Here is a 9755-nt window from a genome sequence, read left to right on the forward strand (position 1 = left end):
TGTTGGCTTACTCGGAAGTGGTCATGGCATGGGGCACGCCAGGACGTTCAGTGGTTTCGGTGGTGACGGCGGGCGTGACGGGGGCCACGGCAGGCACGCGCTCGCGCAACAGGAAGTACGACAGCGCCGGAATCAGGATCAGCGCGCCGAGCATGTTCCACAGGAACATGAAGGTCAGCAGGATGCCCATGTCGGCCTGGAACTTGATCGGCGACCACACCCAGCACACCACGCCAGCGGCCAGGGTGATGCCCACCAGCCCGACCACCCGCCCGGTGAACGACACCGCATTGCGGTAGGCCTCGGACAACGGCAGGCCCTGGCGCTGGAAGTGCAGTTGCACGCTGAGCAGGTACAGCGCGTAGTCGACGCCAATGCCGACGCCCAGGGCGATCACCGGCAATGTGGCGACTTTGACGCCGATGCCCATGGCGACCATCAGCGCTTCGCAGAGGATCGAGGTCAGCACCAGCGGCAGCAGCGCCACCAGGGTCGCGCGCCAGCTGCGGAAGGTGATCAGGCAGAACAGGGTCACCGCCGCATACACGTACAACAGCATGCTGCGGTTGGCCTCGCGCACGACGATGTTGGTCGCCGCTTCGATCCCGGCGCTGCCGGCGGCCAGCAGGAACTGGCGGTCCGGGCTGCTGTTCTCCTTGGCGAACTTGTCGGCGATGGCGACCACGGCGTCGAGGGTTTCGGCCTTGTGGTCCTTGAGGAAGGTGATCACCGGCATCAGCGAGCAGTTGTTGTTGAACAGCTCCGGCGAGTTGACCGAGGCCTGCTGCGCGGCGTAGTTCAACACGTCCTGGTTGCGCTGGATGCTGTTGAGTTTGGGGTTACCTTCGTAGGTGCCGGCGGTGATCTGCCGTACCGCGTTAACCAGCGAAGCACTGGCCTGCACCCCCGGATACTGCTGCAGTTCCCAGGCCAGGCGGTCGGCGAGGACCAGGGTCTGGTAGTTGAGGCAGCCTTCCGGCGGGGTCTTGATCATCACCGCGAACAGGTCGCTGGACAGCGCGTAGTGCTGGGTGATGTAGGCGTTGTCGCGGTTATAGCGGGAGTCGGCGCGCAACTCGGGAGCACCGCTTTCCAGGTCGCCGACCTTCAGGTGCAGGCTGACCATGAAGCCGCCGATGCCCATCAACAGCCCGACCAGCACCGCACCGGTGGCCCACTTGCGGGTGGTGAAGCGGTCGAGCAGGTCCCAGAGTTTGCCGAAGCCCTTGTGGTGGTCGGCGCGGCTGTCGATTTTCAGCGCGCGCTCGGCAGCCTTGGCGCCGACGCCGACATAGGACAGCGCCACCGGCATCAGCAGCAGCGAGGTGAAGATCAGCACCGCGACACCGATGCTGGCGCTGATTGCCAGGTCCTGGATCACCGGGATATCGATCAGCATCAGCACCGCGAACCCCACGGCGTCGGCCAGCAGCGCGGTGACCCCGGCGATGAACAGGCGGCGAAAGGTGTAGCGCGCGGCGATCAGTTTGTGGGTGCCACGGGCGATGTCCTGCATGATGCCGTTCATCTTCTGCGCGGCGTGGGACACGCCGATGGCGAAGATCAGGAACGGCACCAGCACCGAGTACGGGTCGATCACGTAGCCGAGCCAGGCGACGATGCCCAGCTGCCAGACCACCGCGATCAGCGAGCAGCCGACCACCAGCAAAGTGCTGCGCACGCAACGGGTGTAGGCATAAATGATCACCAGCGAAGTGACCACCGCCAGGGCGAAGAACATCATCACCTGGATCAGCCCGTCGATCAGGTCGCCCATCAGTTTGGCGAAACCGATCACCCGCACCTTGTACGGCCCCTTGCCCTCCTCCCCGGCCTTGCGCGCGGCGCTGTCGCCGGCGAATTCGATCTTGTCCCGTAGCTCTTCTTCAAGCATCCGCGAGAAGGCGTGGTAGTTGATCGGCTGGCCACCGGCGGCGGCCTTGTCGAGTAGCGGGATGATCAACATGCTCGATTTGAAGTCGCTGGCCACCAGGCTGCCGACGATGCCGGCGCGGGCAATGTTCTGCCGCAGTTGTTCGATCTGTTCCGGCTTGCCCTCGTAGGTGTCGGGCATCACCGGGCCACCCTGGAAGCCCTCTTCGGTGACTTCGGTCCAGCGTACCGCCGGGCTCCACAGCGACTTCATCCAGGCGCGGTCGACGCCTTCGGTGAGGAACAGCTGGTCGTTGACCTGCTTGAGCACGTTGAGGTAACCGGGGTCGAAAATATCGCCCTGGGTGTTCTCCACCACCACCCGCACCGAGTTGCCCAGGCCGCGCAGGGAGGCGCGATTTTCCAGGAAATTCTGGATGTACGGCTGGCTCTGCGGGATCATTTTTTCGAAGCTGGGGCGCAGCTCCAGGCGGGTCACCGCCATGAACGCGAACACCACCGTGGCCACGGCCATCAGCAGCATGAACAACGGCCGGTAGTTGAACACCAGGCGTTCCAGGCGGTTGCCGGAGTTACGATCGAAGTCACGCAGGTCGCGAATGACCGGCATGGCGTCTTGTTTGATAGTGCCCATGTCTGGGTTCTCGCTCTTAGGGTTCGAGGGCTGGATCGATCGCCAACGTGCGCGCGCCACGGCTGCCCGCGACCACAAGCGCGCCCGTGGCGGATTGCGTCGCGCCGGCCACCGGAATCGGTGCCGGTTGCGTCATTAGCTTAAGTTGCGCGCCGCTGCCCTGGCTGACCAGCATCTGTCCGCCTTGGGTGAACAATCGGTAATTGCCCTGGGCATCGATCAGGCCAGCGGTGAGGCTGATGTGCAGGCCACTGTCCAGTGCAGTCCAGCTCTGCCCGCCATCGGTACTGCGCAGGACGTTGCCGCGCAGGCCGTAGACCAGCACTTCGCCGGGCTTGCCGAGCACGCCGAAAAAGCTGCCCTGATAGGGTGTTTGCAGCGCGGCAAACCGCTGGCTGGCGGTGTCCCACTTGCGCAACAGGCCCTGCTCGCCGGCGATGTACAGCGCGTCACCGGTAGAGGCGATGGCGTTGAGGTGGAAGCCCTGGGGGTTGTCGGTGCGGTCCTGCATGGGCGTCCAGCTCTGGCCGCCGTCGTCGGTGCGCAGGATCAGGTTGAACACGCCAACCACGTAGCCGGTCTGCTCATTGGCAAACCACACATCCAGCAGCGGCTTGTCGGCGCCCTGCTCCACCAGGCGCTGGCCCTCTTCGGCCAGCAACGCCCACTGTTCGTTGTCCGGCTCGGCCTTGGCCAACGCCGCGTAATGCTCGACCAGCAAGGCGCCGATCTGCCGACCGTCAAGCTGCTTGCTCCAGGTCGCGCCGGCGTCGCTGCTGTGCAGCACCACGCCGTCATTGCCCACCGCCCAGCCCTGGGTGATGGTCGGGAAATTCACCGCCGTAAGGTCGGCACTGACCGGCACACTCGCCTGTTGCCAGTGCTGGCCGTTGTCGTCGGAAAACAGAATATGGCCACGCTGGCCAACGGTCACCACGCGCTCACCGGCGCGGGTCATGCCGGACAACGGGCTGTTGCTCGCCAGGGCACTGACCCGGGCGGGCAGGTCCAGCACGTCGACGTAATCGGCCGCAAGGCTGATGCCTTGCGACAGACCGAGCACGACACCGAGTGCCAGATTCAGATATTTTTTGTTCGAACCCATACCGCGTCCTCTCAACACACTGTAGGAGCGAGCCTGCTCGCGATGGTCGTGAACGATGACGCGGGCATCCAGACAGCCTGCGTTATCGTTGACGTTTTTCGCGAGCAGGCTCGCTCCTACAGGGTTTCTTCTGCCCACGATTTTTTGCGGTGGGTTTAGCGAATGCCGCTGCCAGCCAGGGATTCCGAGGACCATTGGGCCTTGGAGAGCGGGTCGATGTACTTGATGCCGCCGTACGGGCCGACGACGCCGTTGATGTTGTAGGAACCCCCCACCAGGTCGTAGATCATGAACGGCGTGGAATCCGGCACCTGCTTGTCGTAGCTCTGGCTGAGGAAGGCGAACGAACCACGGTAGAGTTGGCCACGGGCGTCGTACTGGTCGGATGCCAGAGCGGTCCAGCTGTCTTCATCGAGGTAGAAGCGACGCTTCTGGTAGATGTGACGAGCGCCCGCCTTAAGCGTGCCTTCGACGACCCACACGCGGTGTTTTTCCCAGCGCACGAAGTCCGGAGCCAAGTGGTTAGGCGTGGTGATCGACTTCGGATCCTGCACGTAGGTCAGCTTGTAGGTGTTGTAGGGCACGATCATTTCCTGCTTGCCCACCAGCTTCCAGTCGTAGCGGTCCAGCGCACCGTTGAAGACGAACACGTCATCGTAGGTACCCGCACCGGCGGTACCCGGGTTTGGCGTGTCGTAGGCCAGGCTCGGCGCCAGTTTCACTCGACGTTGACCTGGCAGGTACTGCCAGGCGCGGCGTGGTTGCTGCAGCGGGTTGGCCGCGTCCTTGAGCATGATCGCCTCGCCGGCGCGACGTGCAGGACCGGTGTAGGCCAGTTTCATCTGGTAGTAGACGTCGGCGCTGCTGATCGGCTGTGTGAGGTTCTCGTAGATCGGGTAAGAGATGAAGGCCTGCCCGGTGGTTGCCAGGCTCGCCACGCCGGCCGAGTCGACGTTCCACGAGTCGTACTTGGAATTGATGCTGACGCCCTGGTAGCGCAGCAGGAAGTTCCACATGGCTTCGTTGCCCGACTGCGGAATCGGAAACGGCACGCCCGGCAGCACGTTGTCGATGGCCAGGCCACCTTCCAGGGACTTGGCGCCGCTGGCATTTTTCACGCCGTTATCGAGCACGGCTTGCGGCAGGGAAACGGTGCGGTGCGTCGGGTAGACGTCAACCCGGAAGCTGGGGAACCGCTTGGCCAGTTCGACGGTGGTGGCGCTGAGCAGGTTCTTGTATTGGTCGACGTTCTTGCCGTCGATTACCAGCAGCGGCTTCTCGTTGGCGAACGGGTCAGGACGCATGCTGTCGCCGGCCTTGTAGCTGGCAGGCGGGGTGGTCAAGCCGCCGCTGTAGGCAGGGATCGAGCCGTCGGCGTTGCCGGCTTTTTCGGCGCCGACCTGGGTCAGGCTGCTGCCCAGCTTGGCCGCTTCCTGGGGGGAAACGGCGGCCTGCGCCTGGGCGGCGAGGACCATGGCCAGGGATGCGGCCAACACGGTTTTAATGAAAGTCATGGGGTTATTCTCCTGCTTGCGTTGAGCAAATCAGTGTTTGAATCAGAAAGTGGTTTTCATCGTCAGGTACAGCGCGCCACGGTCCTCGGTCGTGGCTCCGCCACCGGAGAAGGACGAATAGCCGCCGCCATAACAGGCGTAGTTTTCGTTGCCGCTGAAGGCATTTGGCGTGGATCCGTCACCACCGGTCGCACCGGTACTCACTCCGCTGACATTGCACTTGTCGGTCTGGCCGAAAGAGTCGACGTACTTCAGGTCGACAAAGTATTTGTTGTAAACCACCGCACCGACGCCGACCGCGTAGTTGCCGGTGTCCTTGGCACCGCCACCGGAGACCGGCGACACACCGTCGAGGCCGACGTTGACCGACATCGGCGCATTGAGGTCGACGCCGGGGAATACCTGGTACCAGGTCGGCGTGAAGTTGACCGCCACGCCCCAGTTGTCGCGGGTCGGCGCGTCGATCCCGTGATAGGTCGACTTGCCCTTGTACAGCGCCTCGTTATGGCTATCGAGTTTGAGCAGGTTGCTGTAGTACAGCTCGCCGAGCAGGGTCGCCGAGTCGAACACCGGGGTCTTGGCCAGGGTCATCAGGCCGTTGAGGGTCCAGTGCAGGGTGTCGCCGGTGGCGGCCATGCTGTCGCCCTTCTGCGGGGTGTCATAGACCACCCCGGAGGCCGCGCTGCGCGCTGGCAACAGGCCTAGGCCCTGGCCCAGACCCAGCGGGCTGTTGGTGCTGACAATCGCCGGAATACTCGCCAGCGGCATGTTGTGGCGCACGTTCAAATCGGAACCGACGCTGACCCCGCCGATCTCCTTGGACAGGCTCAGGCCGACGATCTTGATGTTGTCCGCGTAGGCCATCTGGTAGGTGGCGGTGCTCAGGGAGTTGAGGGTGTTGATCACCGCCGGCACTTGCCCGGCCGGACGGGTGCCGTTGGGGTTGGCCGAGGTCAAGCCGCGCGCATCGAGGTACGCCTGCGGGAGGATTTCCGAGGTTTCGCGGTAGTAGACGCCAAGGGTGCCGTCCAGCCACGCCGGCGACCACTTGGCCATGACGCCCCAGTCACCGCTTTTGTCCGGCGTCAGGTCATGCCCGCGACGCACGTTGGTCAGTGCATTGCACGGTGCCAGGCCGCAACCCAGAGGGCTGCCAGGCACAACAGCGTTGGTATTGCCAAGGAGGAACGATTGCGCACCGAAACCGACCAGGTCGGAGCCGCCGTAATAGGTGCCGGCCTCAGGCAGGCGAGCAGCATTCCAGTCGAGAAAGTACTGGGCGCCGACGGTCAGCTCCGGGTTGACGGTGAAGGTCATCGACAGCTGGTTACGCGGGACGAACAGCTCCTTGGCCTCGGTGCCAGGAGATGCCGCCAGCTTCGCCAGGTCCAGGCCCGACTGGCCGTAGCTGATCGAGTGCACCGGGTTGAGAATGGTCTCGCCCCAGAACACGTTGTGCTGGCCGGCCTTGAGGCTGAGGATCGACTCGTCGCCGACTTCGGTGCTGTAGAACACGAAAGCATCGAGGATTTCCCCGGACGGACCGGTGTAGTAACGCTGGGCATAGTTGCTCAGGTGCGGGCTGCCATTGCCAACGTTGTCGCCGGTGACGCCGGCCAGGCGTGGGTCGTTGGCCACCAGCCCGGAGCGCGCATCGTTGCCGTTGACGAACGGGTTGGAGTTGGAGCCGGCGTTCTCGTAGGCCTTGTCGTACCAACTGGCGGCGCTGACGCGAAAGCCCATGTTGTTCTTGTAAACCACATCCATTTCGGTCAACAGGTCGATGCGGTTGGTGATGTTGGTCCCGGCCTTGCGGAAGTTGTAGTCGCCGTCGTTGTTGTTCGGCGTCGCCAACATGCGCGTGTCGGCACTTTCGGTGCGCACGCCGTAGTTGTACTTGACGGTGTTGTCCAGGCGGACGTTCCAGTCCGGGTTGCCCGTATCTATCTCGACCCCATGGGCCATCGGCGCCGTGGCCGCGAGGATGGCCGAGGCCAGCAGGCTGTAGTGGAAGGTGGTGAACCCGTGACTTTTGTTGTTGTGCATTGCGTTGTTTCTCCGCCTTTTTGTAGTTGTTTTAAGCGCAGCCGCCCTCGCGCAGACCTCTTCGGGGCTGCGGTTTCAGGAGTGAGGGCAAATACCGGCTGACGAGCTGTCAGGCCGGCTCCTGTACTAGCTGTCCAGCTGCAGGATGAGTGCCTCGGCTTGCTGCCAATGGCCAAATCCTGCGGCCGGATTGAGATGGCCGACATCGCCCAGATCGAGCAATTCGGCGCCCCAGTTTTCGGCCATGCGGGTCACGGCAGTAAAACTGGCAAGGTGATCGTTGCGGCTGCCGGCGACGATGCTGCGAAATGGCAGCGCTGTTTGCGGCAGTGGTGTCCAGCCGTGGCTGGCAAGGGTTGTGGAAGACGGATAGGCCGGTGGCCATTCGGCGTCGAGGTCCGGCGGCGCGGCCAGCAGGGCGCCCTTGATCTGCGCGCTGTGCTGCGCCGCCCAATGGGCGACCATCAGCACGCCGGCACTGTGGGCGACGAGGATTACCGGGCCGTCGATCTGTTCCAGCTGGTGCTGGATGGCGCGGACCCTGGCGTTGCAGTCGAGCTTGTCGGTTTCCAGCGGTGGGACGCTGCGGACCTTGGCCAGCCTGGCTTCAAGTAATGTCTGCCAATGTTCGGCAACGTGCTCGCGCAGGCCTGGGACGATCAGCACGGTGGCGGCTGTTTGCAGTTTATCCACGTCAACACCTTCACTTTCTCGATGACTCGACTGGCTCTTTCGCCAGACTCTTTTTGTTGTGTCGACATTAAAGAGCGGCGGCCAGGGGTGCTTTACATTGGACGTCAGGCACTTTTCTTTTGATGACAAATTGTCCGACAAGGCCAAGGGCCGACCGCTGGTCTAGAATCCATACGACTCGCCGCGAGCTCACTGTAATCAACGCATGACGCGAAATGGCCGGATGAGCGAGCGTTGCTGACGACGCCATTCATCGACCAACAGACAACTGTTCAACGCTCGAAACGCTGGATATAGTCGCCTCGCACTTGCCATCTGCCATCGGCCAATAAGAAGAAATTACGCATGCCCAAGCTTGTCCGCGCCGCCGTGTTGACCAACTACCTGGAGGTCACTCAGTACCTGGGATTCAATCCGCGCGATGTGTTGGCCGGTGTCGGCTTGAGCAGGGCTCAATTGCAAACCCCGGAGCATCGCATCCCGATCGATGCCGCCGTGCGCCTGCTGGAAGATTCCGCTGCCGCCAGCGGCTGCCAGACCTTCGGCCTGAGCATGGCCGAGTCGCGCCAGCTCTCGGACTTTGGCGTGGTCAGCCTGCTGCTCAGCCATCAACGAACCCTGCGCGACGCGCTGCAGGTGGTGGTGCATTACCGTCACCTGATGAATGACTCTTTGGCGATTTTCATCGAAGAAGCCGGCAAGATGGTGATCATTCGTGAAGAGGTGGTCACCGAGTCGCCGATGCCCAGCCGCCAGGCCATGGAGCTGGCGATCGGGGTAATGTTCCGCCTCTGCTCTGCCCTGCTCGGTGCGCACTGGCACCCCTACAGCGTCAATTTCATGCACCAGGCACCGGACAATCTACAACTGCACCGACGCCTGTTCGGCTGCAACCTGGAGTTCGGCAGCGAGTTCAACGGCATCGTCTGCTCCGACGCCAGCCTCGACATGACCAACCCCAACGCCGACCCGGCCATGGCCCGCTACGCCCAAAGCTACCTCGACTCGTTGCAGAGCAACGAAGGCGCTTCGATGCTGTTCGAAGTGCGCAAGGCCATCTATCTGCTGCTGCCCATGGGCCGCGCCACCATCGAACAGGTCGCCCAGAGTCAGGGCATGAACGTGCGCACCTTGCAGCGTCGCCTCAAGGATGATGGATGCGCGTTCAACGACGTGATCAATGACGTGCGCCGGGATCTGGTGCTGCGGTATCTGGACAATCCGAATTACTCGCTGGGGCGGATTGCCGACATGCTGGGGTATTCGATGGCGAGTTCGTTTACGCGGTGGTTTATTACTCAGTTTGGGATGCCGCCGGCGACGTGGCGGGCGCAGAAACATGGTGCGGGGAAGTTGTAAGGGGGTGGCGGTCGCCTGTCGGTGTACATACTTCACTGTGGGCTGGCTTGCCAGCGATGACGTCATAACGGAGTACATATCCATTCCTGCGGTAACGGCCGCTTATGGTTGCGCCCTTACGGCGCCTCCCTTTTTTACAAGCCCCTCAGTGTCCGGCCCCCTCGCTTAGGCTCGGGGTACCTTCGCTCCGGCATCCATCCCAGGGTCATCACCTCCGGTTGGCTTCGCTGCACCTCCTCTCGATGTCTGCGGCTTCGCCGCAGCGCGCTACGCGCTCCCCTTGGATGAATGCCTCCACTCAGCCGTCGGTAATGGGGCCGGTGAATCAAAATCAAAAGCCGCCGAGGCGGCCTGATCTGGCAGGTTGCCCGCAGTTCTACTGTAGGAGCGAGCCTGCTCGCGATGGTCGTGAACGATGACGCGTACTGCCTGAATGCGCGCGGCGCCCTCAGGCTCTTCGCGAGCAGGCTCGCTCCTACAGTGGATCTGCGGTGCATGCAGATTTTGCGAT

Annotated in this window: 6 protein-coding genes; 1 reads left to right on the forward strand and 5 read right to left on the reverse strand. The window is 62.9% G+C overall.

What is annotated here, in order from left to right; genetic code table 11:
• Nucleotides 1-7: 7 nt before the first annotated feature.
• The 5 genes from NR126_RS25060 to NR126_RS25080 all read right to left on the reverse strand — a co-directional run bounded on the left by NR126_RS25060 (nucleotide 8) and on the right by NR126_RS25080 (nucleotide 7885).
• Nucleotides 8-2527, reverse strand: coding sequence for an RND family transporter (locus tag NR126_RS25060; protein ID WP_256832190.1), 2520 nt, complete (start codon nucleotides 2525-2527; stop codon nucleotides 8-10).
• A 16-nt stretch (nucleotides 2528-2543) separates the two neighbouring features.
• On the reverse strand, nucleotides 2544-3632 hold the full coding sequence (locus NR126_RS25065) for a YCF48-related protein (protein ID WP_027620375.1): 1089 nt from the start codon (nucleotides 3630-3632) through the stop codon (nucleotides 2544-2546).
• Between the two features lie 155 nt (nucleotides 3633-3787).
• Nucleotides 3788-5146 carry a DUF1329 domain-containing protein gene (locus tag NR126_RS25070; protein ID WP_027620376.1) on the reverse strand — a complete coding sequence of 453 codons (1359 nt, stop codon included), beginning with the start codon at nucleotides 5144-5146 and terminating at the stop codon, nucleotides 3788-3790.
• 42 nt (nucleotides 5147-5188) lie between these two features.
• Nucleotides 5189-7192 (reverse strand): DUF1302 domain-containing protein, encoded by a 2004-nt coding sequence (locus NR126_RS25075; RefSeq protein WP_027620377.1) that lies wholly within the window; start codon nucleotides 7190-7192, stop codon nucleotides 5189-5191.
• A 126-nt stretch (nucleotides 7193-7318) separates the two neighbouring features.
• The gene (locus NR126_RS25080; protein WP_256832191.1) at nucleotides 7319-7885 is read right to left on the reverse strand and encodes an alpha/beta hydrolase; all 567 of its coding nucleotides are present in this window, start codon (nucleotides 7883-7885) and stop codon (nucleotides 7319-7321) included.
• Between the two features lie 345 nt (nucleotides 7886-8230).
• Between NR126_RS25080 and NR126_RS25085 the strand changes: the two genes are divergently transcribed.
• A complete protein-coding gene (locus NR126_RS25085; RefSeq protein WP_027620379.1) occupies nucleotides 8231-9244 on the forward strand; it encodes an AraC family transcriptional regulator in 1014 nt (337 codons plus the stop codon).
• Nucleotides 9245-9755: the final 511 nt, after the last annotated feature.

The organism is Pseudomonas sp. Pse1, assembly GCF_024519635.1.
Lineage (GTDB): Bacteria > Pseudomonadota > Gammaproteobacteria > Pseudomonadales > Pseudomonadaceae > Aquipseudomonas.